At 42.2% G+C, this 24389-nt stretch carries 20 protein-coding genes; 11 read left to right on the forward strand and 9 right to left on the reverse strand.

Annotated features, from left to right (window positions below; all coding sequences use genetic code 11):
• Positions 1–78: 78 nt before the first annotated feature.
• The 7 genes from AC1DO4_RS24595 to AC1DO4_RS24625 all read left to right on the forward strand — a co-directional run bounded on the left by AC1DO4_RS24595 (position 79) and on the right by AC1DO4_RS24625 (position 6587).
• On the forward strand, positions 79–1578 hold the full coding sequence (locus AC1DO4_RS24595; protein ID WP_477420231.1) for a POT-type proton-dependent oligopeptide transporter: 1500 nt from the start codon (positions 79–81) through the stop codon (positions 1576–1578).
• A 49-nt stretch (positions 1579–1627) separates the two neighbouring features.
• The gene (locus tag AC1DO4_RS24600; RefSeq protein WP_477420232.1) at positions 1628–2359 is read left to right on the forward strand and encodes a polyprenol monophosphomannose synthase; all 732 of its coding nucleotides are present in this window, start codon (positions 1628–1630) and stop codon (positions 2357–2359) included.
• Between the two features lie 211 nt (positions 2360–2570).
• Positions 2571–3593, forward strand: a complete 1023-nt coding sequence (ruvB, locus tag AC1DO4_RS24605) for a Holliday junction branch migration DNA helicase RuvB (RefSeq protein ID WP_477420233.1) — start codon at positions 2571–2573, stop codon at positions 3591–3593.
• 37 nt (positions 3594–3630) lie between these two features.
• Positions 3631–4857: a Gfo/Idh/MocA family protein gene (locus AC1DO4_RS24610; protein WP_477420234.1), complete on the forward strand. Its 1227-nt coding sequence runs from the start codon at positions 3631–3633 to the stop codon at positions 4855–4857.
• A gap of 189 nt (positions 4858–5046) precedes the next feature.
• The gene (locus AC1DO4_RS24615; RefSeq protein ID WP_477420236.1) at positions 5047–5937 is read left to right on the forward strand and encodes a polysaccharide deacetylase family protein; all 891 of its coding nucleotides are present in this window, start codon (positions 5047–5049) and stop codon (positions 5935–5937) included.
• Positions 5938–6075: 138 nt separating this feature from the next.
• Entirely contained in the window at positions 6076–6303 is a 228-nt protein-coding gene (locus AC1DO4_RS24620; protein WP_477420238.1) for a hypothetical protein, read from the forward strand.
• Positions 6304–6437: 134 nt separating this feature from the next.
• On the forward strand, positions 6438–6587 hold the full coding sequence (locus tag AC1DO4_RS24625) for a hypothetical protein (protein ID WP_477420240.1): 150 nt from the start codon (positions 6438–6440) through the stop codon (positions 6585–6587).
• 63 nt (positions 6588–6650) lie between these two features.
• Here AC1DO4_RS24625 and AC1DO4_RS24630 read toward each other — a convergent pair whose 3' ends face one another.
• From AC1DO4_RS24630 to AC1DO4_RS24645, 4 genes are all read right to left on the reverse strand, one after another.
• Complete coding sequence (locus AC1DO4_RS24630; RefSeq protein ID WP_477420242.1) at positions 6651–8537, reverse strand: S9 family peptidase; 1887 nt, start codon at positions 8535–8537, stop codon at positions 6651–6653.
• 187 nt (positions 8538–8724) lie between these two features.
• Complete coding sequence (locus AC1DO4_RS24635; protein WP_477402912.1) at positions 8725–9222, reverse strand: FKBP-type peptidyl-prolyl cis-trans isomerase; 498 nt, start codon at positions 9220–9222, stop codon at positions 8725–8727.
• A gap of 26 nt (positions 9223–9248) precedes the next feature.
• A complete protein-coding gene (locus AC1DO4_RS24640; protein WP_477420244.1) occupies positions 9249–11258 on the reverse strand; it encodes a thioredoxin domain-containing protein in 2010 nt (669 codons plus the stop codon).
• Positions 11259–11354: 96 nt separating this feature from the next.
• On the reverse strand, positions 11355–12287 hold the full coding sequence (locus AC1DO4_RS24645) for a DUF6438 domain-containing protein (RefSeq protein ID WP_477420246.1): 933 nt from the start codon (positions 12285–12287) through the stop codon (positions 11355–11357).
• A gap of 199 nt (positions 12288–12486) precedes the next feature.
• Here AC1DO4_RS24645 and AC1DO4_RS24650 point away from each other — a divergent pair, with 199 nt between their 5' ends.
• A complete protein-coding gene (locus AC1DO4_RS24650; protein WP_477420247.1) occupies positions 12487–14448 on the forward strand; it encodes a M1 family metallopeptidase in 1962 nt (653 codons plus the stop codon).
• A 159-nt stretch (positions 14449–14607) separates the two neighbouring features.
• Here AC1DO4_RS24650 and AC1DO4_RS24655 read toward each other — a convergent pair whose 3' ends face one another.
• The 5 genes from AC1DO4_RS24655 to AC1DO4_RS24675 form a co-directional block, all read right to left on the reverse strand.
• Complete coding sequence (locus tag AC1DO4_RS24655; protein WP_477420249.1) at positions 14608–15084, reverse strand: T6SS immunity protein Tdi1 domain-containing protein; 477 nt, start codon at positions 15082–15084, stop codon at positions 14608–14610.
• A gap of 9 nt (positions 15085–15093) precedes the next feature.
• Positions 15094–15390 carry a hypothetical protein gene (locus AC1DO4_RS24660; RefSeq protein WP_477420251.1) on the reverse strand — a complete coding sequence of 99 codons (297 nt, stop codon included), beginning with the start codon at positions 15388–15390 and terminating at the stop codon, positions 15094–15096.
• Between the two features lie 37 nt (positions 15391–15427).
• Positions 15428–15901: a hypothetical protein gene (locus tag AC1DO4_RS24665; protein ID WP_477420253.1), complete on the reverse strand. Its 474-nt coding sequence runs from the start codon at positions 15899–15901 to the stop codon at positions 15428–15430.
• 121 nt (positions 15902–16022) lie between these two features.
• Entirely contained in the window at positions 16023–18239 is a 2217-nt protein-coding gene (locus tag AC1DO4_RS24670; protein ID WP_477420254.1) for a transferrin receptor-like dimerization domain-containing protein, read from the reverse strand.
• A 101-nt stretch (positions 18240–18340) separates the two neighbouring features.
• Entirely contained in the window at positions 18341–20836 is a 2496-nt protein-coding gene (locus tag AC1DO4_RS24675) for a hypothetical protein (RefSeq protein WP_477420256.1), read from the reverse strand.
• Positions 20837–21066: 230 nt separating this feature from the next.
• Here AC1DO4_RS24675 and AC1DO4_RS24680 point away from each other — a divergent pair, with 230 nt between their 5' ends.
• The 3 genes from AC1DO4_RS24680 to AC1DO4_RS24690 form a co-directional block, all read left to right on the forward strand.
• Positions 21067–23364 carry an ATP-dependent helicase gene (locus AC1DO4_RS24680; protein ID WP_477420258.1) on the forward strand — a complete coding sequence of 766 codons (2298 nt, stop codon included), beginning with the start codon at positions 21067–21069 and terminating at the stop codon, positions 23362–23364.
• A 141-nt stretch (positions 23365–23505) separates the two neighbouring features.
• Positions 23506–23874, forward strand: a complete 369-nt coding sequence (locus AC1DO4_RS24685) for a helix-turn-helix domain-containing protein (RefSeq protein ID WP_477420260.1) — start codon at positions 23506–23508, stop codon at positions 23872–23874.
• A 234-nt stretch (positions 23875–24108) separates the two neighbouring features.
• Positions 24109–24389 (forward strand): hypothetical protein (locus AC1DO4_RS24690; protein ID WP_477420262.1); only part of this gene is annotated, 281 nt, incomplete at its 3' end.

Here is a 24389-nt window from a genome sequence, read left to right on the forward strand (position 1 = left end):
TTTGTAACACTTTCGGTATTAAATTCTGATTTAAAAGATTTATACTAATTTAGGCCCAAATTTTATATTCATAACTAAATGCAGGAAAAAACAGCAGCACAGTCCAGGTCAATAGGTAAAATTCCAAGAGCAGTACCGTTCATTATAGGCAATGAGTTTGCAGAACGTTTTAGCTTTTACGGAATGCGGAGCATCCTCGCTGTTTTTTTGGTTCACCAGTTTTTCAGTCATGAAAACTCAGTTGAAGCAAATGCACATTCAAATAGCATCAATCACATGTTTTCTACCCTGGTTTATGCTACCCCTCTGCTTGGTGCTATCCTGGCCGACTGGTTTTTTGGTAAATACCGGGTTATCCTGATAGGTTCGCTTATTTACACCATAGGCCATTTCCTGTTGTCAATGTTTGATACCAGCCTGGCCGGCTTCCAAACCGGCTTAATTATTATAGCCTTCTCGGCAGGTGCTATAAAATCATGTGTATCGGCCAACGTTGGCGATCAGTTTGATCATAGTAACCAGCACCTCATGAGCACCATTTACAGCTGGTTTTATTTCAGTATCAATGCGGGCTCCATGGTTAGCTTATTCCTGATCCCTTTAATTTACGATAAATTTGGCGCATCATGGGCGTTTGGCGTACCGGGTATATTAATGGCGCTTGCTACTGTAATCTTCTTCTCGGGCAGCAAAAGCTATGTAAAACTACCAGCAAAAGGCATCAATAAAGCAAATTTTGTATCGGTAAGCTTTTATGCCATGATATGGAGCTTCAGGAAAAAAGAAGCGGGCAAAGCTGCATGGGCTTATGCCGAAGATAAATATGGTATTGAAAAAGTAGATGGCATCAAAGCAGTTTGGCGCATAATGGCGGTATTCGCTTTTATTCCTATATTTTGGTCACTATGGGACATGAACAGTGCCGAGTGGGTGCTGCAATCAACACAGCTTAACCTGAGCCTGGGCGTTTTTGGCTGGCATATTTTACCATCACAAATACAAACCGTTAATGCTGTGTTTTTACTGGTGATGATCCCTCTTTTCAATTTCCTTTTATACCCTTTGGCCGAAAAGCTTGGATTAAAATTAACCCCGCTCCGTAAAATAGGCTTTGGGCTGTTGGTTACAGCATTTAGCTTCGTTATCATCGCTCTGCTACAGGAAAAAGTTGATAAAGGCCTGCACCCTTCTGTTTGGTGGCAGATACTGGCCTATGTAATATTATCAGCAGGCGAAGTATTGGTTTCACTTGTTGGGTTGGAGTATGCTTACACCCAATCACCCGTATCTATGAAAAGCACCATGACAGCTATCTGGTATTTCACCTATTCTGTGGGTTCATTTTTTAATACGGTGGTAAACAACAGCATTGCCAACCATGGTTATTTTGCCCGGTATACAGGTGCATCATTCTTTTGGCTTTTTGTAGGTATTTGCCTTGGATTTTTTGTGATCTTCCTTTTTGTTAGTCCAAGATTAAGAGAAAAGGCCTACCTGGTAGATGATGTATTAGCTAAGGGATTAGATATTCAGGATAATAAAGTAGTTCCAATTCATCCGGATAACCCAATTGTATAATAAAAATCGTTGTTTTGTGTTTTATTTCATTAAACATCAAAATTAATACGTGCCAGACAGTATTGTTATTATACCTACCTATAACGAAAAGGAAAATATAGAACGGATGATCCGTAAAGTATTTTCCCTTCCGCATGATTTTCATTTACTTATTATTGATGACGGGTCGCCGGATGGCACCAATCTCATTGTTAAAAACCTGATGAATGTTTATCCTGAGCAGCTTTTTTTAATAGAGCGCGCCGGCAAACAGGGCCTGGGAACAGCCTACATTCGTGGTTTTGAATGGTCCATCGAACATCATTATGACTATATTTTTGAAATGGATTGCGATTTTTCACACAATCCGGATGACCTGTTAAGATTAAGGCAGGCCTGCATTGACGGTGCCGACGCAACAATAGGCTCGCGCTATAGCAGTGGTGTAAATGTGGTTAACTGGCCTATGAGCCGGGTACTGATGAGCTACTTCGCATCGGTATATGTACGGTTTATTACAGGGATTGACGTGGCCGATTCAACAGCCGGCTTTATGTGCTATAAGCGTAAAGTACTGGAAACCATAAACCTGGATAAGATAAAATTTGTAGGTTATGCCTTCCAGATTGAAATGAAGTACACTACTATTAAACATGGATTTAAATTAACAGAGGTCCCTATTATATTTACCGACCGCACCGCCGGCACCTCAAAAATGTCAACAGGGATTTTCAAGGAAGCATTTTTTGGGGTGATCCAGATGAAGATCAATAGTATTTTCAGAAAGTACCCGGAAGGATGATTGTTAGGTGAAAGGTGAAAGGTGAAAGGTGAAAGGTGAAAGGTGAAAGGTGAAAGGTGAATTAACCAGGCAAAAACTTTACATCCTTTATCTTTCGATTTAACCTGAAAGAACCTTTTACCTTTCGCCCTTTACCATTCACCTTAAAAGAAACAAACCTTTTACCTTTAACCTTTCGCCTTTCACCTAAAAAAAACTAATTTCGTTGGTAATGAATGAGCATCTTGATCCGGCGCCGGAACGTCTCAGTAATGCCGAACGTGATATTGAAAAAGTTTTACGTCCGCAGCAGTTTGAAGATTTTACCGGTCAGCATAAAATATTGGCCAACTTAAAAATATTTGTACAGGCTGCCCGCCAGCGTGGCGAAGCGCTTGACCATGTGCTGTTGCACGGCCCTCCCGGCCTGGGTAAAACCACCCTGTCTTACATTATAGCCAACGAAATGAGTGTGGGCATCAAGATAACATCGGGCCCCGTATTGGATAAACCCGGCGACCTTGCCGGCCTGCTTACCAACCTGGAAACGGGCGATATCCTTTTTATTGACGAGATTCACCGTTTAAGTCCACTAGTGGAGGAATACCTGTATTCGGCCATGGAAGACTTTAAGATAGATATTATGCTGGAGAGTGGCCCAAACGCCCGTTCGGTACAAATCTCGCTTAACCCATTCACATTGGTTGGCGCTACCACCCGCTCGGGCCTGCTTACAGCCCCGCTGAGAGCCCGATTTGGTATTAATGCCCGTTTGGAGTATTATGATGCCAAACTGCTTACTACCATTGTGCTGCGCTCGTCATCTATACTTAAAACCCCAATAACAGATGAGGGTGCTTATGAAATTGCCCGTCGTAGCCGTGGTACCCCACGTATTGCCAATGCCTTGTTACGCCGTACCCGGGATTTTGCCCAGATAAAAGGCGATGGCAATATTGATACCGCCATTGCCAAATATGCACTTAATGCACTTAATGTTGATGAGCACGGACTTGATGAAATGGACAATAAGATATTGACCACCATTATCGACAAATTCAAAGGTGGTCCGGTAGGCTTAAAAACCATTGCTACTGCCGTGGGCGAAGATGAGGGAACAATTGAAGAGGTATACGAACCTTTTTTAATACAAGAGGGCTTTTTAATGCGTACCGCCCGTGGCCGGGAGGCAACTGAGAGTGCTTATAAACATTTGGGGAAAATAAAACTGGGGGGCAATCCTTCCTTATTTTAATAAAACCAATATTACATCAGCTATCTACTATACTACCATGAAAACAAAACTAAAACAAGGTCTTAAATTATTCTTCGTGCTGGCTTTTATAAGTTTCGCGGCAATAACCAGGGCTCAAACAACAATACCTACCCCCACTTCGCCAATGGCGCCAACCAAACCAGAGGCATTACCGGCAGATACCGCAAAAAAACTCAGAAAGGACACCGTTACAATAAAAAAGGATACCGTCCCGGTGAGAAAAATAGCCACCGGGCCAAAAGTGGGCATCGCCGGGTTAAACCACGATCATATCCACCTGATATTAAGCGAATACCGCAGTGGTAATGTAAACATTGTAGGCATTGCCGAACCCGATAAAAAACTGTGGGCAAAGTTTGGCAAAAAATACGGCGTACCCGATTCCTTATTTTTTGAAGACCTGAAAACCATGTGTGTGGCCCGTAAACCGGTTATTGTACTGGGTTACAACGCCGTTGCCAAACACATTGATATTGTGGAAACCTGTGCCCCTATGGGCATTTCGGTAATGGTTGAAAAACCTTTGGCCGCCACGCTTGAACAGGCTAAACGTATGGAGTTTTTGGCACTCAAGTACTATATCAACCTGCTTACCAATTATGAAACTACCTGGTACCCATCGGTTCAAAGCGCTTATAATACTATAAAAACCGACAGTGTGGGCATGATCCGCAAAATGGTGTTTCATGACGGACACCAGGGACCGAGGGAAATTGGCTGCAGCGAAGATTTTTTAAGCTGGCTTACAGATCCTTTGCTTAACGGCGCGGGTGCACTTAACGATTTTGGTTGTTACGGCGCCGATATGATGACCTGGCTAATGCAGGGGCAAAGGCCTATAGCCGTTACCGCGGTAGCCAAACATTACAAGCCATCAGTATATCCTAAAGTAGAAGATGATGCCACCATTATTGTGGAATATCCGAATGCCACAGGACTGATAGAAGCCTCCTGGAACTGGCCTTTCAGCATAAAAGATATGGAAGTATTTGGCGCTAAAGGATATATCCACACCTTTGATAAAGACAGCCTTGAAGTAAGGATCAATAATGACGTTCGCAGCTTTAAGGCTCCGGCATTGCCTTCACCGGCCGATGCGCCGGTACCCTATTTTACAGCGGCCCTTAAAAACCCTATCAAATCCCGTAATGATCGCTCCTCGTTAAGATATAACATGATTGTGATGCAGATACTGGATGCTGCCAAAAGATCTATCAGGGATGGTAAGCGGATAATTTTGTAAAACAGCAAGATATTGGAATCAGGAGACAAAATGAGCAATGAGCCCCTTCGCCCTCTATGTGATGTTTCACTGTTGCCCGTTGATTCCAATATTTTGCTTCTATTAAAAAAAACAAAATAATTATCACCTTCCATATATTATATCCTAATTTCGCTGTTGTTGAATTAATTAAAAAAATATCATTTTACTATGATTAAACAAGCTTTTGTATGGTTAGCAGTATGTGCTTTGGGCACAATGTCTTGCCAGAGTAAACCTACCGATAAAACAGCAGGAACACCTGCCACAGGTACAGCTGCAGCAGCAACAGTAGCTGGCAAACCGGCGGATAAAGCCGCCATTTTGGCCCGCAAACAGGTACCTGTTGTTTGTTACCACCAAATACGCGATTGGAAACCTACTGATTCAAAAAATGCTAAAGACTATATTGTACAGATAGCTGCCTTTAAAGAACATATTAAAATGCTGGCCGATAGTGGGTACCATACTATACTGCCCGATCAGTTGTATGCTTATCTTACAACCGGGGCTCCCCTGCCCAAAAAGCCTATTATGCTTACTTTTGATGATACAGATCTTGACCAGTTCACAATAGCTAACCCTACGTTAAAAAAATACGGTTTTAAAGCTGTTTATTTTGTGATGACGGTATCATTAGGCCGCCCGCATTACATGACACCTGATATGGTTAAAAAACTATCTGATGAGGGCAATGTAATTGCAAGCCATACCTGGGACCATCACAGGGTTGATAAATACTCGCATAATTCTGAACTGAAGATCATCGGAAAAAACGGCAAAATAACCACCAGACCTGTTGACGACTGGGTTACACAAATAGACAAGCCGACCAAAAAACTTGAAGAAATTACCGGTAAAAAAATAGAATATTTTGCCTATCCTTTTGGAATATGGAAAAAACCGGTTTTACCCGAGATCCAGAAGAAAGGCTTCAAAATAGCTTTCCAACTGGCTGATAAGCGCGACCCCGATTACCCTTTAATGACGGTACGCCGTATATTGGATAGCGGATATTGGACAACCAAAACTTTCAGCAATAGCGTAAGAAATAGTTTCTAATACCCAACTCCTTGTAGGGGCTAATCAACATATTAAACGGCTTTTCTTTTGTAGAGAAAGGCCGTTTTTATTTTGATAATGAATCAATAAATATTTCAAATTCCAACATTTTGAAATTTATCTTTAGTAAATTTGTTTATGACCACGCTTACAGTAAATATTCAAAACGAAAAAGATCTGCCTGTTTTGCAAGAGATACTAAACAGGTTTGGTTTAAGCTATCATATTGATTCAGATAATGATCACACCTTTTCTGAAGATGAAATGAAGGATCTGCTGCAAACCAGGCAGGACTTTTTGGACGGAAAAACCACTGCCCGAAACTGGACAGACATAGAAGAAGATCTGAACCGTGCCTACAATTAAACTTCTAAAACGTGCCGAACTTGAGTTGATTGATGCTTGCGAGTGGTACGAAAAATAGCAAAGAGACCTTTCGGCAAATTTTAGAAGAGAAATTAAAATTATCATTCATTCTATTGATCTGAATCCTAAACTCTATGCAAAGGCACCAATCAGATCTACGTTTTGTACCGGTAAGAAAATTCCCATACATCATTGTTTACTGGTATGATGAGCAACTATCCACTATATTTATCACATCAATTTTTCATACCAAAAGAGATCCGGAACGTTTTGAAACCAAATAAATATGCTAAAATAAAAAAGGTCTCAGTATGAAACCTTTTTTATTTTAGCGATATGTTTTTCTCTTACTTCTTCTCCATCAAATACTTATCCAAAAACACAAGTATTTTATTGGCAGTTGTTACCAGGTTTTCTTTTTTCTGGAAACCGTGGCCTTCATTGGGGTAAGTAATATACTCAACCGGCACGCCGTTCTTTTTAACACCATCTACAATTTCCTTACTTTCTATAGGCAATACCCGTACATCATTCATCCCCTGAAAAACAATCAATGGTTTATTGATAGTTTGATAATGGAACAGCGGCGAGATTTTTTTAAGGTGTACACTATCGGCACTGTATGGATCGCCTAACTCATTATATAAAGCCTTACGCTCGGCTTCCCAATAAGGAGGGATACTTTTTAGCGTACGCATCCAGTTGGCCACACCAAACAGGTCGACACCCACTTTAAACTCATTGGGGTGAAAGGCCAGTGCAGCCAATACCATGCACCCGCCATAGCTGCCCCCCATAATGCCTATTTTTGCAGTATCAATATAGGCCTGTTGCTGCAGCCATTTTTTGCCCCAGATGCAATCTTTCAGGTCGCCATTGCTGTGGTCTTTGTTATCAAGTTTATAAAACGTTTTGCCATAGCCGCTACTGCCCCGGTTATTTACCGCCAGCACAGCATACCCATGATTTACCAGGAACTGAACCTGATTGCTAAAGCCGGTATTGCTTTGCCCGCCCGGACCACCATGAATTAAAAGTATAGCAGGTACGGGGTGATCTTTGGTTGCATCTTTGGGTTTATAGTAAATGGCAGGGATCTCCAGTCCATCAAAAGATTTAAAGTGCACCACTTCGGCCGATACCAGGTCATCTGTACTCACTGCCGGGTTAAGCGTACGTGTAATTGGCTTTAATTCCTTTTTCTCGAAATTATAAACATAAAGATTATTGGGACTAACGCTGCTTCCTACTGTAAGCATCATATTTTTTTCGCTGGGTGAAAACGTCGCCGATTTTACTTCTCCATCCTTCACTTCCGGAAAATCCAGTTGTTTGCCGGTATTATTATCAAACAACAACACTTTAGTTTTGCCGTCTGTATTTACGTACACGGTATAATATTTTCCCAGGTCGCTAAGGTCCATCCCAACAACGTCCCAGTTGGTTGAATAAACTTTTAAGCTTGTTCCTGAATTCAGGTTGTATTTTACCAGGTAGCTAAACTCGCTGCCGTCGTTGGTAATGTAATACAGGCTCGAATCGCCTTTGGTAAACGCGGCCGGATACCAGGTAGCTTCATTATCGTTGCTTATTTTTTTGACTGTTTTTGTTGTCCTGTCGTAAATATAAAGCTCATTTTTATCGGTAGTGATAGACTTGGTAAGGGCGATGTACCGCTCCGACTTTGAAACCGGGCCAGGCGAATACCCGCCATCATTTTGATAAAGGAGTTCGTCCTTCCAGGTATTTACATCCAGCTTGTAAATATCATTGAATTTAGGATTGCGTTTATTGCTAACAATGTACAGGAACTTTTTATCGGCACTCCATCCATTGGTACCATTCGCAGTATTAGGCCAGGGTGTAAGATCTTTCACCGCTGATCCATCGGCTTTTTGCAGGTAGATGTGGCTATTTTCGTTACCTCCCTGATCTGCACTGTATAAAAAGTTATTGGTACCAGGCACATACCCTATTGAAAAGTATGAATCTTTCACAGAGTGCGTAAGTGGTTTTGAGGCGGTATCACCAATGTTTATGGCGTATACATTAAATATCCCTGTACTGTTATCATCAACCAGCACCTTCGTTTCGTCGGCATTAAAACCGGCCCCATTTATCGCTTTATTGTTATACAATTGCTCAATGGAGTATAATTTTATTGCAGTGGGCTTACCGGGATTGCTGCACGCGCTAAATAAAATAGCCAGTGCAATTAAGGATAGGTATTTCATTTCAGGTTTAATTTTCAGCAAGTTATGCCAAAATATTTGAAAACCAAAAGGAACTTTACTCAATTCATATTTTAAATAAGCAGCCTCAATATTTCATCTTTGAACAGAACATAAAAAAACCCGCTATTCACATAACGGGCTAAAATATTAAAAAGTCTCCCCCTTCAGGGGAGATTTAGAGGGGCTATTAGTGAGCGTGGTGACCATCCGGGCCATGCGCGTGGCCATGCGATAATTCTTCGGGTGTGGCAGGGCGTACATTAAGGATACTGCCTTTAAAGTGAAGTTCCTGGCCGGCCATAGGGTGGTTAAGGTCAACTATCACTGCATCTTCGGCAACTGATACTACCTGGGCCTGGAAACGGTTGCCATTGTTATCCTGTAAAGGTAAAATGCTACCAATTTCAGGAACTTCAGTGCCCTGGAACATTTCCTTAGGCAGGTTGGCTACTGCTTCTTCATCATATTCGCCATAAGCGTCTTCGGCCGACAAGCGAAATTCATAAGCATCTCCGGTTGATAGGGTGCTTAAATTTTCTTCAAATTTGGGCAGCATCTGGCCGGCACCAAACAAAAAGGTTAAAGGTTGTTCTTCTGTGGCACTTTCCGTTAAGGTTTCGGTACCATCCTGGTCAACATACAAATCGTAAGTTAATGACACTACGTGTTGTGGTTCAATCTTCATTGTAAAGTATTTTTATAAATAAGCAATCAGGCTTGCATTTGTTTTAATGCCTCGGCCGTGTTATTAGCAGGTAATCCGCAGGTTTTATCTTTACAAACAAATATTTGTGTTGATTTACCAAACTTATCCTGTAACAAAGGTAAACTTCCTTTTGTACCGCCCAAGATTATTTTATTTGGGATGTAATTATTTTCAAGTTCCTTTCTTACAGGTTCAGCTTCGGGGCCGGTTACCGCAACTTCATATATACCAAACACTTCATCAAGCAATAACATAGTCCAGTTTGAATAAGCCGTACCATATTTTGCCAGCTGTGGCATTATGTTGCGTAACAGCTGCGCCGAAACCGCTGCATAGTTTTCGTTATCAAAAAGCAGGCCTAATTTTTTAAGGTTGCGTGCCATTACCGAATTACTGGCCGGCGTAACGCCATCCATAATCTCAGATTTGCGGGCTATCAGTTGCTCATCATCATCGGCCGTATAAAAGAAAATACCGTTCTGCTCATCGTAATAATGGGCAATAGCTATATCTGCAAGCGCTTTTGCATGCTGCAGCCAGTCTTCGTTGAAAGTAACCTCGTACAGGGCAATTAAGCCGTCAATGATATTGGCATAATCATCTAAAAACGCCACCGGGACACCATTCACCATGGTGCTGCCGTAAACCCGTGATAGCCTGCCATTTTGACCTAAAAGGTTATTTACAATAAAATCAGCGTTCTTTAAAGCAAGCTCCAGGTACCCAGGTTTATCCAACGCGCGGTAAGCTTCGCACAATCCTTTCAGCATCAAACCGTTCCACGATGCCAATATCTTGTTATCAAGGCCAGGCCTGATGCGGTGCCTGCGGACCTCAAAAACTTTTTTTCGGGACGCTTTTACTTGGGATAGCAAATCATCAACCCCTAAGCCTAATTTTTCGGCCAATTCCTCATCAGTTTCTTTGCGGAACAGCACGTTAGACTGTTCCTCTTCCCAGTTGCCGTCTTCGGTGATATGGTAGTAAATACAAAACAGGTCGGCATCATCGCCCAGGATCTCTTCTATTTCCGTTTTAGTAAAAATGTAGAACTTGCCTTCTACTCCTTCGCTGTCGGCATCAAGTGCCGAGTAAAAGCCATGATCGGGCGAAGCAAGCTCTTTGGTAGCAAAATGAATAATCTCATCAACCACCTGCGCGTATAGTTCATCCGGTTGCCAGGTGTAGGCTTCTGCGTACAGGCTAATGAGCTGGGCATTATCATACAACATTTTTTCAAAGTGCGGTACATGCCACCTGCCATCAACCGAGTAACGGGCAAAACCGCCGCCCACATGGTCATAAATACCCCCATAAGCCATTTTATGCAATGTGAGTTTTACCTGCTTGGCAATCTCCCCGTCCTCCATCAAGTGTGCATAACGCATCAGCAGTTGCCAGTTATTAGGCATTGGGAATTTGGGGGCATTGCCTGTACCACCTTCCTGTTTATCAAAATAACGTTTCCAGTTATCGGCTATCAGCTTTAAATCTTCTTTGGTATAGTCGGGCTGTTCGGCTATAAACTGTATAGATTCGTATTTCTGGATGCCCTCAGTCAATCGTACAGCATATTCCTCGGCTTCTTCTGGTTTTTGCTTGAAGAAATCGGCCAGGTTAAACAGCAGCGATGTCCAATCGTTTTTGCGAAAATAGGTGCCCCCATAAATGGGCCGCTGATCGGGCAGGCAAATACAGTTTAACGGCCAGCCACCCCTGCCACTCATTAGTTGTACGGCACTCATATAAATCTGGTCTACATCCGGGCGTTCTTCCCTGTCTACCTTAATGCAAACAAAAAATTCGTTCATTACCGTGGCCACGGCTTCATCTTCAAAGCTTTCATGCTCCATTACATGGCACCAATGGCAGGCCGAGTAGCCAATGCTTACCAATATCAGCTTGTTTTCGGCTTTGGCCTTATCCAGCGCCTCCTTACCCCAGGGGAACCAGTTTACAGGATTATTGGCATGCTGCAACAAATAGGGCGATGTAGAATTTGCGAGACTGTTCATAACTGATGATGTATTGCGTTATAAATGCAATGTGCGAATATAATTGTACCTGTAAGGTAAAGTTGGATTTATTGGAAAAGTTTTACTGGAGGATGGTTATTTCCACGCTTCACTCTTTCGAAGATTAAAAAGGAGATCGTATAAATAGAATAAGCCGAAAGTACCCTGTGCACCATAATCACTAATTGTTTTAACATATCCATTATTAAATTCAAATTTCAGCTTAATGGTTTGATCATCAGTCCAGTCAACCCTATACTTGTCCTTAAGCTGTCTAATTTTCAAATAGTTGACTACATTATATATATCGCTTAACTTTTGTGGGTCTATTTGAGTTTTAAAAATCCCTCTTTGGGAATTGAAGGCTATGGCATTGTAAGTTGCTAAGCCGTTTACCGGTATATCTAGAGCAAAAACAGGACACTCTCCTAAGCATCCCGTGGTTTCAAAGTGTATTGACGATATGTTATAGTTACCATGATTGGAATTAAATTCTATAAAGTTGCCAAACTTGTAAATTAGTGTATCAAAGCGACATCTACTTTCATTGCCCAGCTTCTTCGAATAAATATTCTCCTCGTTACAGTATATCAGAACCTGCTTTTGTTTGATGATGGTTGGTTTAGCCATCTGGTAACCATATAAGGGGTTTTTGATTACATTTATAAGTTTATAGGTATTATTCCCATTGTCGATAATTGCAAACAACGTCAATGCCTGGTTGACATTCCACATCACAGTAATCAACAAATCAGTTTTGCAATCTTCGTTAAAGTCGGCTTTTTCCCATGTCCTTATTCCTAATTGACGACCAATGACTCCAAAACCCACCTTATTGAGCAATTCATTCGAAGGTATGATGCTGATCTGTGCTTTCTTCTCACTCGTAAAACTCTTATGGAGTTTACTTACAAACTTCAACACGTCTTTATCAGTTCTTAAACCGTCAATAGCGTTAGCAAAAACTGTTTGGGTTGATAGTAATAAAAGCAGGAGCGCAATGCATTTTATAAGTTTAGGTTGATGCATAAATAGTAGCAGTTAGCAGACATACCTATAAAGGTATAAATAAGCAGCTATAACTTTTAAGCGTTGCTTAAAAGTTTGACGGCAAACAAAGTGTGAATTAAATATGAATATCGCTCTTTTACAGAGTATTTAATCAAGGCCATTACCAACTTCACAAATTAATTCCCTTTATTTGCGGTTTTTATTATTGACTGACAAAATGCGCTATTTAAAACTGATCAACATTTTATGCGCCTTTGGCTTGTTTGCAGCGGCAAACCCGGCATGGGCACAAACAGATTCTATAAAGTACGACCACCAGGAACTTTTCGGCCCCATTACCTGGCCGGTTACCGGGCAGGGAACACGCTCAAACAGTGGTAAACCTTCGCCAACCTACTGGCAAAACCGTGCCGACTACCAAATCAAAGCCTGTCTTAACGAGGGCAAGGATACTACCATCACCGGTGAGGTTACCATCACTTATACCAATAACAGCCCCGATCAATTAGACTACCTGTGGCTGCAATTGGATCAAAACTTATTTAAACCCGATTCGCGCGGAGCCGCAGTTACCCCGGTTACCGGCGACCGCTTTGATGTACGCGGCTTTAATCGCGGTGGCTATCACATAGGTTCGGTTGAGGTTACTTACAAAGGTCAAACCTATAAAGTAACCCCGGTAATAACTGACGCCCGTATGCAGCTGCGCCTTAACGCGCCAATGGATGGTAAAGGCGAAAAGATAAACGTGAAGATCAATTATGATTTCGCCATTCCGTTTTATGGCGCCGACCGTATGGGTCGCAAAAAGTTTAAACAAGGCTACGTTTACGAAATTGCCCAATGGTACCCCCGCATGTGTGTTTATGACGATGTTGAAGGCTGGAACACCCTACCCTATATGGGCCTTGGTGAATTTTATTGCGAATACGGCGATTTTGATTATTACATAACCGCACCTGCTAATATGGTAGTAGTTGGTTCCGGCGATCTGCAAAACCCGGAGGAAGTATTATCGCCCGCACAATTAGCCCGCATGGCCGAAGCTAAAAACAGCGATAAAACCGTAATGCTGATTAAACAGAACGAAGTTGGCAAAGCGGCAACCCGTCCGTTCAAAGGCTGCCTTACCTGGCATTATAAAATGCAGAACAGCCGCGATGTTGCTTTTGGCGCCTCAAATGCATTCATCTGGGATGCTGCAATGGTTAACTTCCCATCGGGTCGTAAAGGTATTGCCATGTCGGCCTACCCGGTTGAAAGTGCTGGTGCTGATAGCTGGGGACGCTCAACCGAGTACCTGAAAAACAGTATGGAGATATACTCAAAAGCTTATTTTGAATACCCATGGAACTCTGCAGTAAATGTATCGGGCGTGGCTTTAGGTATGGAATATCCGGGAGCTATATTTTGCTTAAACAACCTTAAAAAAGGCCAGCTTTGGGGCGATGTGACACATGAGATAGGCCACAACTGGTTCCCGATGATAGTAGGATCAAACGAGCGCAAGTATATGTGGATGGATGAAGGTTTTAACACCTTTATTAATGAATATGCCAGCCAGCAATTCAATAAAGGCGAATATAACGATACTACTAAAATGGCTCAGCGTATTTTGGGTATGTTTCGCCACAGCAACGACCCTTTGATGACAGCCCCCGAAGCTATTGGCTTGAATGATTACGGTCAGTATTACGTAAAAACCGCTTTAGGTATGGATATGCTGCGGAACGTAGTATTAGGCCCTGAGCGTTTTGATTATGCTTTCCATGAGTATATTAAAAACTGGGCATTTAAACACCCATTACCTTATGACCTGTTCCGCGCCATGAACGATGCCAGCGGCGAAGACCTTAACTGGTTCTGGAAAGCGTGGTTTACCACCACCTGGAAGCTTGACCAGGCAATTACCAACGTTAAATACGTAGATGATAAAGCAGACAAAGGCGCGCTGATCACTATCACCAATAACGAAAAAATGGCTATGCCCGTTGATCTGAAAATCACCCAGGCCAACGGAAAAACCGAAACCATACATTTACCTGTAAATGTATGGCAACGTGGCGGTGTATGGACGTTTAAATATCCATCAACTGTAACCATTAAATCCATAGTGATTGACCCTGAGCATGAGCTACCGGATGTTAATTTAAAAAACAACGTTTATTACGGGGAGTAATTTAGTGAGTAGTGAGTAGTGAGTAGTGAGTAGTGAGTAGTGAGTAGTGAGTAGTGAGTAGTGAGTAGTGAGTAGTGAGAATTTTAAATAGCGATGGGTGTTTTAGGCTCATCGCTATTTTTTTAAGTAATAATTTCAATTATCCCGCAGTCTGACAACTTAATCAACCAATTTGATCTGCACTTTTGTGCCATCTGGTAGATCTTTGATCTGTTCATGAATTACCCCAGTCAATGTAAAATGAACACTGATGTCTGTTGGATCAATATTATCTGCCGCGTACTCACCACCAATGATAGGTAGCTTTTTAAAGCTATATACCTGCTTTTCGCCTAACAGCTTACCAGCTGCTATCAATTCTGTCACCAAGGATGGCAAAAACCAGTTATCTACATTATCATCATCCATCAAACGTTGTTCAAACTGAGCCTTGGTATCCGCTATCTTTTTTAGGCTACCATCATCTGTGGCCAGCCAGTATATAAATCCGTTATTGGCTGATAAAAACATATCTCCCATTTTGGAGATGAGTAGTATCTGTTTAACATTGGGTAGTAACCAATGCCAACTATGCATCAGATCGCTATAGTCAATGTGTGAGATATTGATAGTAAGATCGTCTAAGAGCAGATTCATGTTTTATTGTTAATCCCCAACCATTAAGAAACCATCTTTAGAAACATTAAATTTCGACAACAACCCTTGTCTTATAAGTTTTCTATTTTTATCCCATATGCCACTTAAACTACTGTTGATGAGAGATAATAGTAATTTAACATGATCCTGGTAAAGCTTTACGTCGTCATAAAGGTTGATGTAAAGACCGGTAGCTTTTTTAAACGTTGATAATACTTCTGCTATCTCGTCAAGTTCATATTCTTCTATCTGAAATAGTAAGTGTTGCTTACGAATATCTGTTAAGTGATAACAATCTAAGGACATGATCTACAGATTTAAACGACACTTTAGTTCATATCATCTAATTATTCTCTCTCAAAATAAGGTCGATATTTATCCATTGATCCTTTCCCTTATATTTGATTTTTCCGCTGTAATTTGAACGAAGATTCGCACCGAAAGAATTTTGAGCATCTACGTATGAATCAATATAGAATACACTATCACCTAAATATTTTACTCTTCCATCTGAACCTCCGGGAAAATCGGCGGTTGCAGGAGCCTTAAGCTGTTTTTTTATAAATTCTTCAGACATTACATATGCATCAACATCCAATTTACTGATATCCTCTGTTTCAGGCTTATCGACTAACACACTTTGATTGGGCCAAGTTATATAACCGATAATTAAAAATATTAAACCGATTATAAGTGAGCCTTTTAATTGCTCCTTTGTAACTGGTTGATTTGGATTGTTGGGTTTAATTCTATTTCCGATCGATCCAACTATAGCTACAAAAGCTAAAAAATAAAATATTATACTGAGAATTGTCATTGTGATATTTAGGCTTTATGAACGCTAAAATAGCTAAAGAAATTTAACACTACTACTGTATAGCCGTTTTATTTACACCATTAAAAATATTCATAAAGATTACGGTAATAACTAAGCTTTCCTACTTCGCTCCCATCGCCAAATACCCCGCTAACGCGTTTATCCTCCCGGCCACAACCTCTATCTGCTGCTTAGCCTCATCCCAGCTACGCTGCTCGATAGCTTCGCGGATACCAGGAAGGGTTTTAACACCGTAACCCGTGTAAAAGCCTGGCGCGTAAATGGTATGCCTATACCAGCCTCGGCGTGGCAGACCGTCAACAGTAAGCAATTGCTGTTCGGCCTGGTAAAGGAGTTTGTTTAGTTTATCGTGGTCGCCATCTTTAAGTGCGGCGGCAGCCCAATAGGTGGCCAGTTTATCCGCGCTTTTCTTTAATGAATCCAGCGCGCCGGTTAATGGTTTAAAATCTATTTGTGGCACTTCGCTTTTAGCTGTCGGGGCCTTGTACAGGCGGGTTGGGTCGGCAGCGAGGGTATAGTTATTGGCTTTTATCAGCTGGTTATCTATTTTAGTGGCTTCGCGGGTATCGTCTGCCAGCTTGGTAAGTTCGGTAGCATATTTGCTGATGGTAGCCTGCAGGCTGCGGAAATCAAAGGGCAGCACATCGGCATCGGCCATCCGCAAAACCGAGTGACCAGCAGTTTGCGACAAGGCCACGCCATAAGCAAAATCAGGATCTTTAAAGCGTTTGTAATCATCGAACGAATCGTAAATAGAGTGGTATTCGCCACCGCCGTCTTCGCCGCCAAAACCAAAATCAAGCGTAGGGATGCCCAAATGTTGCAGGAACGACGAAAAATCAGATCCGGAACCCAATGCTTCCAGCTTCTCGCCCTTGCGTTCAAGTATCTCCTTTTTATCACTGGTTGATTTGGCGTTAACCAGTTCCATGGCCTTTTTACGATCGAACACACTTACTTTGGTTTGCGGGTCGGTTATGCCCCGGGTCACCTCGTCAATAAAACTTTCTAAAGCTTGCGAACCGCCTGCACCTAAAAACCCACGGCCATTACTGTCCGAGTTGATATAAACCACGGCTTTTTGCTGCAATTCCTTATCATGGCCTTCTGCAAACTCGGTAGAGCCCAGCAGACCTGGTTCCTCGCCATCCCATGAGCAGTAAATAATGCTGCGTTTTGGTTTCCAACCGGTTTTTAGCAGGTTGCCAAGGGCTTTTGCTTCTTCAATCATAGCCGCTTGTCCGCTTATCGGGTCATTGGCGCCATTTACCCAGGCATCGTGGTGGTTGCCGCGCATCACCCATTCATTAGGGTAGGTGGAACCCTTAATTTGGGCTATCACATCATAGGCTGGTACCATATCCCAGTTAAATTCCATTTTAAGGTGCACCAGGGCCTTTCCGCCACCAATATGGTAAGTTATAGGCAATGAGCCAGCCCATCCAGCCGGTACTACCGGGCCATCAAGCGCAGCCAGCAGTGGTTGCGCATCATGATAGCTTACAGGCAAAACAGGTATTTTCAATATTGTGGTGGCATCTTTCCTATCCAAACGTTTGGCATCTTTAGTAGCGCCTACACCCGGTGTAAGCGGATCGCCGGGATAGATAACCATATCCATTACCGAACCGCGCTGTACACCAAACTCATTTTTGTAAGCTCCCTTAGGATACACGTCCCCCGCAGAGTAACCATCATCAGCAGGATCTGAATAAATGATACAGCCTATCGCTCCATGCTCATAGGCAACCTTGGGTTTTATACCCCGCCACGAGCGGCCATATTTAGCTATTACTATTTTACCTTTCACGTCAATACCCATGGCGGCCAGCTTTTCGTAATCATCCGGCAGGCCATAGTTAACAAATACCAGCTGACCGCTTACATCGCCATCGGCGCTCCAGGCATTATAGGTAGACAGCTGGTTGGACTGGCCCGATGTGGCATCATCTGACAACGCAGGCTCCTTAAGCAAAGCCGTGTAGCTTGTTGGCCCTGTAAGCTCCAGCACCCTTGTTTTAGGTGTAGGGAATAATACCGTGTAAGTTTCAATATGCGCATCAAGCCCGTAGCTTTTATACATGGCCAATATTTTATCGGCAACTGCCTTGCTGCCCGGCGAACCTACATTATGCGGAAATGCCGAAAGGGTTTTAATGGTTTCGCCTATGCGTTGGGCGCTCAGGGATTCGTCAAAGGTTTTTTCGGCAGCTATTTGTTTGGCCGACGATGCCGGTGTAAAGCCGGTTAATGTTTTTTGCTGCGCGAAAGTTGCTGTTGATATTGCTAATAAGCCAAGGGTAAGGGTTTTCTTCATGACAGTGTATATGGGTGATGCGTGAAGATAATAAAATTTGTTCACTGGTTTATTGAAGGGAAGTTTAAGTTCTAATGATCGCTTTAGTATATTGCACTTTTCTACTTTGCTTTAGCAACCCGCCTACCCTTCCAATATTTATTTAAGTTATCCCCAAACATAGCCCCACCCAACAACAACACCAATAACACCGACCCCGCCATTGAAATATCCTCACCAACATAATATGATGCCGGATGAAAAACAAACTCCACCTTATGCTCACCTGCCGGGATAACTGCGGCACGCAGCAGGTAATCGGCCCGGAAATAAGGTTTCTCTGCCCCATCAATCAGCATCTTCCAGCCTTTATCATAATAAATTTCAGAGAACACCGCTACCCCGCCTGTTTTTGACATCGATTTGTACACCATATGGTCGGGGTTATAGCTTAACAGCTTTATAGCAGCCGTAGTATCGTTGCCCTGTAAATTACCGGCTATGCTTTGGTAACTTTTATCGGCCACAGCCTCATTATTTGGCGAAAACCCTGTAAGCGCTTTCACTTCAGCATCGGCATTATCCACGTATTTAATACTTTTTATAAACCAGGCATTACCACATGCATCGGGATTGGTTATCAAGGTTTGGCCCTGTTTTGATGAATCGGCGGTGATGATATATTTAGCATTAAGCATGTTCAACACCGCCGGGTTTGCTCCCCTTGTAAACTGATTATTTATCAATTCATCGTAGCGTTTCATACGTGCAGCCGAATAACCTCCCAACGTTTTGTGGAAGAAGGGATTTTGCACATCTATTTGGATATTAACAGTTGCATCATATACCCTAAAATCAGGATCGGGATCTTTCGCTATTTGTAAATCAACCTCTCGCGGAGGTACAGCCGCTTCCTGCTTGTCGGTAAAATTAGCGTCCTTCAAATAGCGTTTATCTACCTGCCAAAGATCAACCAGTATAACAACAAACAATAGCAACGAAAGCGTAGTTAAGCTTACCTTCTGCTTTATAAAAGCCCAAACAATACCAAACGTAATCAACACAAAAACCAGCGAACGAATAGCATCGGCTTGTTCAAGATTAGCCCTGTCTTTTACCACTGCATTAGCAAGGGCATTAGCCATAGCCGCATCTCCTTTTAAAGCCTGGGTTAACTGTTCAACACCGCTTACCTGGTCGTTTGGCCTGAAACTCAGCAACAGTTGGGGCACAACTATCAATATCAGCACAAGCCCGCCTGTAACGTATAAGGCGATTAACAATTTTTTAAACAACGTTTTTTTATCAGGAGTAGCGGTAACTTCCTGTATGCCCAGGAACGCCATTATTGGAAAACACAAACCTGCCACGGCCAAAATTGATTCAACCGCGCGGAACTTGTTGTAAAGCGGAAAATATTTTAAAAACACATCGGACACATACGGCCAGTTGCCGCCAAATGACAATAGCATAGTAAGCATCACAGTTGCCAGTAACCACCATTTAAGCCTGTTGTTTACTATAATTAAACCAAACACAAAAAGCAGGCAAATACTTGCGCCAAAATAATATGGCCCGCTAGTGCCTGGCCGCTTTTCGCCCCAATAAAGTGACAAACCCGGGAAAGACGAGATCTGCTGAGCATAATTTAAGGCTTGTTCCGGTTGTTCGCCCTTATCGGTAAATACTTTTACCATTTCGGAGTTTTCGTTCAGCAATTCGGGTCCCGAGGCGCCGCCGTATGCATTTGGCACCAAAAAGGTAAGGCATTCGGCTACGCCCTGGCTGTATTGGTACACATAATCTCTGGCCAGGCCATTTTGCGGCTCTTTGGTATTATTGCTTAGGTTTGATTTACCGCGATAACTATCCTTACCATATTCATAAGTACTCCACAACGATGACGCATTTACAGCGAAAGCTAATAATGATGCCGCCAATAGGTAAGCAAGAGATTTAAAAAAAGACGTTGTCGTTTTATTTTTGATAGCTTGATAAAGTTCGATACCTACCAAAATCAATATTGCCAGCATTAAATAATAGGTCATTTGCAGGTGATTCACCTTAATTTCAATAGCGAGGAACAAGGCCATTAATGAGGCCCCTAACAGGTATCGGCCCCTTAAAGTCAATAGCATACTACCCAGTATAGGTGCAAAAAAAGCGATGGCAAAGGCCTGGTTGGTATGCCCGGCCGCCAGCAATATCATGTTGTAGGATGTAAAAGTAAATGCCACAGCACCCGCAGCCGCCAACCAGGGGTTAAGTTTTAACACATTGAGTAAAAAATAAGCGCCAAACAAAAACACCAGCACCATACCCACCGGGTTGGGTACCGCATAGCCAATTACATATATAATATGCGTTGCAATATTGGCTTTGTATGGTGCCCAGATCTGGTACGCAGGCATTCCGCCAAAAACCTGGTTTGTCCACAAAATGGTGGTATCGCGGGCGCGGTAATCCATGATCTCTTTTTGGGTTGATTGCGCACCCAATACATCCCCCTGCCCTAAGGTCTTCCCCTGGAAAGCGGGCGAAAAATATAGAAAACACAATACCAAAAAAACACCAGCAACAGCAAAATGTATCCCGTTACGCTTCAGCCAATCCATCATAAGCAGCAATAATTATATATTTTTTAAAAATACAATTATGGGCTATATATTTTTATTCTTTTTAACATAAGCCATTGTTGTAACATAAACCCGGAAATTACAAAACATCCTTCCATCTTTTCCACGCCCTACCCCATTGTTAATATTTTTATCCCGTCCACCTTCAATCTTACTTTCCCCTTTCGCTTCAAAACCTTAATTTCGCTTTTTCAAGAAAAGAGGAAAAGATTTTGGATTATTTACAGGGTTTAAACCCCGAACAAAGGGCAGCAGTAGAACAAACTGAAGGGCCGGTGATGATCATCGCCGGTGCCGGATCGGGCAAAACAAGGGTTATTACCTACAGGGTGGCCCACCTTATCCGTAAGGGTGTGGATTCATTTAACATATTGGTTTTAACATTTACCAACAAAGCCGCCCGCGAAATGCGCGAACGTATTACCCACGTGGTTGGCGGTGAAGCTAAAAACATCTGGATGGGTACCTTCCACTCGGTTTTTGCCAAGCTACTGCGTGTGGAAGCCGAAAAAATTGGCTACCCCAGCAACTTTACCATTTATGATACCGACGATAGCAAGAGCGTACTAAGGGCGATTATAAAAGAATTGAACCTGGATGATAAACTATACAATGTGAATTTTGTGCTTAACCGCATATCGGCCTCAAAAAATAACCTGATATCGTTTAGGGAATATAACAAGAATGAGCAGATCCAGGCCGACGACATGTCGACAGGGCGTGGGCAGCTGGGTAAAATTTACGAGATGTATGCCACCCGCTGCTTCCGTGCCGGCGCTATGGATTTTGATGATTTACTTTACAAAACCAACGAGCTCCTTAAGCTACACCCCGATGTACTGAACAAATACCAGCACAAGTTTAAATACCTGATGGTGGATGAGTACCAGGATACCAACTTTTCGCAATACCTTATTGTAAAAAAACTGGCCGCCGTTAACGAGAACCTATGTGTGGTAGGTGATGATGCGCAAAGTATCTACGCCTTCCGCGGAGCCAATATCCAAAACATCCTCAACTTTGAAAAGGATTACCCGGATTTGAAAGTATTTAAGCTGGAGCAGAACTACCGGTCGACACAAAACATTGTGAATGTGGCCAACAGCATCATCAGCAACAATAAAGAGCAGCTTAAAAAGAATGTTTTCAGCGAAAAGGAAGCGGGTGATAAAATAAAGATAATGCGCGCCTTCAGCGATAACGAAGAAGGTAAAATGGTGGCCGAAGCCATTATGCAGGACAGGAGCCTGAAGGGTAAAAAATGGCATGACTTTGCTATCCTGTACCGTACCAACGCCCAGTCGCGCTCCATGGAGGAGGCCCTGCGTAAGCTGGGAATTCCTTATAAAATTTATGGTGGTTTGTCTTTTTACCAGCGTAAAGAGATTAAGGATCTGATAGGCTACTTTCGCCTTACATTTAACCCTAATGATGAGGAAGCGCTGAAACGCATCATCAATTACCCTAAAAGGGGAATTGGCGATACCACGGTTGACAAGATCATTGTAAGCGCCGATCATCATAAGGTTACCCCATGGGAGGTAATAGTTGATCCGGTTCAATATTTTGATGGTAAACCATCTCCGTCTCTCAGCAACTTTGCCACCATGATCCAAAGCTTCCAGGTGCTGTCAAAAACAAAGTCGGCCTATGAATCGGCATTGTATATTGCCCAGCACTCGGGCTTACTTAAAGACCTTTACGAGGATAAATCGGTAGAAGGACTAAACCGCTACGAAAACATACAGGAGTTGCTGAATGGGATTAAGGAGTTTAGCGAGCGTGAAGACATTGAAGAAAAAGGCCTGGATATATTTATGCAGGATATTGCTTTGCTTACCAACGATGATAAAGACAAAAACCAGGATGCCGATACGGTATCACTCATGACCATTCACTCCAGCAAAGGATTGGAGTTTTCGCAGGTACATGTTGTAGGCCTGGAAGAGAACCTGTTTCCGTCGCAGAAGTCCCTCAACTCACGCAGCGACCTGGAAGAAGAACGCCGCCTGTTTTACGTAGCTGTTACCCGTGCCGAAAGTAAGCTCACTATAAGCTATGCTACTTCACGCTTTAAATTTGGCACACTCATCAGCTGCGAGCCAAGCCGCTTCCTGGATGAGATAGATGCTAAATACCTTGAACTTGATTACAGCGCCAAAACAACAACTACCAGTAACAACCCATTTTTTGATGATGATCGTAAGGCATGGAGCAGTGGTAAACAGGCAGATGCTTTCTCGAAACCAAAACCGGCAACATCCGCGCCTGTAAAAACCACATCTATACTTGCAAAGGCGCATGTGGTATCGGCAAATTTTAAACCGTCTGATACATCAAACCTGCAGGTAGGTATGGAAGTTGAGCACGAGCGCTTTGGATTTGGTAAGGTACTTAGCTTAGAGGGGCACAAACCTGATATTAAGGCTACCATATTTTTTAAAGAAATAGGCCAAAAGCAACTGCTACTTAAATTTGCTAAATTGTATATAATCAACAATATGAACTAATAGTTAATCCACATTTCGTGGAACACTTTCCCCATTTTTACTTAAAATATGTCAAAATGAGTCGCATTTAAAGCTAATTTAACGATGGCATAACGTTTGGATGTACTGTATTAATTAATTTACAATTAAGAAGAATCCAAAATGAGCGACATTAGTAAAAAACAAACCAACAAATTTGTTGGTAAAAACATCAGAACCTTGCGTCATCAGCATGGCTGGAGCCAGGAAGATGTGGCAAACCGCTTAGGTATTTCTATTCCTGCATTTTCAAAAATTGAAACCGGTGTAACAGATATCAACCTATCGCGATTGGAGCAAATCGCAAATATTTTTGAACTCAATGTAGTGAACCTGCTTGCACTTGATGCCGGAGAAATTGACCTTACTCCATCAAACCTGAGTGTTGCTCAAAAGAAACTGGTTGACCGCGAAAGCGAGATTGCAAATCTGCAGCGTAAAGTGATTTTACTTTATGAGGAACTGCGCAATAAAAGTGCTTTAGCTGTGTAGTTTTACAAATGTGTGTTGTAAACCTTACACATACAGGTTCATAATACACTAATTACTACACTTTTAGTAAATTATATCAGTTATATTTATTAAATATTGATTAACAATATTTAATAAAAGGAAACATTTGTAAAAATTTAAAAGTAGTATGACGTTTATAATTTAATACTGCTTTTATTTAAATTTTTGGAGTAAAAATTGTTGCATGATTTTCATCCAGAAAAACATGTACTTATGCCAAATTACCTGATATCCATTTCAAAAAACGAGGCTTTGATGGATGGTACAATTCACGATCCACACAGCAAGCTTAAAGTTAAAGCCTTTGATATGCTGAAATCAAAGTTTAAACCTTGCAAAGGCGAAGTCAGATTTTTTGTTACCGCCGGCGATGAAGCCATTGCCTTTGAAACCCAGGGCTACAAAAAACACCGACAGTTGCTTATTTTACAGATGATATCATGGTACTGCATTTACCTGGGCCTTTGCGAGGCCCAAATACACTCCTCTTTCCC

The organism is Mucilaginibacter sp. P5_A6 (genome assembly GCF_056400585.1).

Bases quoted from the DNA above. Each gene is read 5' to 3' on its own strand.
- AC1DO4_RS24595 (WP_477420231.1), top strand. From the start codon at position 79: ATGCAGGAAAAAACAGCAGCACAGTCCAGGTCAATAGGTAAAATTCCA.
- ruvB (WP_477420233.1), top strand. From the start codon at position 2,571: ATGAATGAGCATCTTGATCCGGCGCCGGAACGTCTCAGTAATGCCGAA.
- AC1DO4_RS24610 (WP_477420234.1), top strand. From the start codon at position 3,631: ATGAAAACAAAACTAAAACAAGGTCTTAAATTATTCTTCGTGCTGGCT.
- AC1DO4_RS24615 (WP_477420236.1), top strand. From the start codon at position 5,047: ATGATTAAACAAGCTTTTGTATGGTTAGCAGTATGTGCTTTGGGCACA.
- AC1DO4_RS24620 (WP_477420238.1), top strand. From the start codon at position 6,076: ATGACCACGCTTACAGTAAATATTCAAAACGAAAAAGATCTGCCTGTT.
- AC1DO4_RS24625 (WP_477420240.1), top strand. From the start codon at position 6,438: ATGCAAAGGCACCAATCAGATCTACGTTTTGTACCGGTAAGAAAATTC.
- AC1DO4_RS24630 (WP_477420242.1), bottom strand. From the start codon at position 8,537: ATGAAATACCTATCCTTAATTGCACTGGCTATTTTATTTAGCGCGTGC.
- AC1DO4_RS24635 (WP_477402912.1), bottom strand. From the start codon at position 9,222: ATGAAGATTGAACCACAACACGTAGTGTCATTAACTTACGATTTGTAT.
- AC1DO4_RS24640 (WP_477420244.1), bottom strand. From the start codon at position 11,258: ATGAACAGTCTCGCAAATTCTACATCGCCCTATTTGTTGCAGCATGCC.
- AC1DO4_RS24645 (WP_477420246.1), bottom strand. From the start codon at position 12,287: ATGCATCAACCTAAACTTATAAAATGCATTGCGCTCCTGCTTTTATTA.
- AC1DO4_RS24650 (WP_477420247.1), top strand. From the start codon at position 12,487: ATGCGCTATTTAAAACTGATCAACATTTTATGCGCCTTTGGCTTGTTT.
- AC1DO4_RS24655 (WP_477420249.1), bottom strand. From the start codon at position 15,084: ATGAATCTGCTCTTAGACGATCTTACTATCAATATCTCACACATTGAC.
- AC1DO4_RS24660 (WP_477420251.1), bottom strand. From the start codon at position 15,390: ATGTCCTTAGATTGTTATCACTTAACAGATATTCGTAAGCAACACTTA.
- AC1DO4_RS24665 (WP_477420253.1), bottom strand. From the start codon at position 15,901: ATGACAATTCTCAGTATAATATTTTATTTTTTAGCTTTTGTAGCTATA.
- AC1DO4_RS24670 (WP_477420254.1), bottom strand. From the start codon at position 18,239: ATGAAGAAAACCCTTACCCTTGGCTTATTAGCAATATCAACAGCAACT.
- AC1DO4_RS24675 (WP_477420256.1), bottom strand. From the start codon at position 20,836: ATGATGGATTGGCTGAAGCGTAACGGGATACATTTTGCTGTTGCTGGT.
- AC1DO4_RS24685 (WP_477420260.1), top strand. From the start codon at position 23,506: ATGAGCGACATTAGTAAAAAACAAACCAACAAATTTGTTGGTAAAAAC.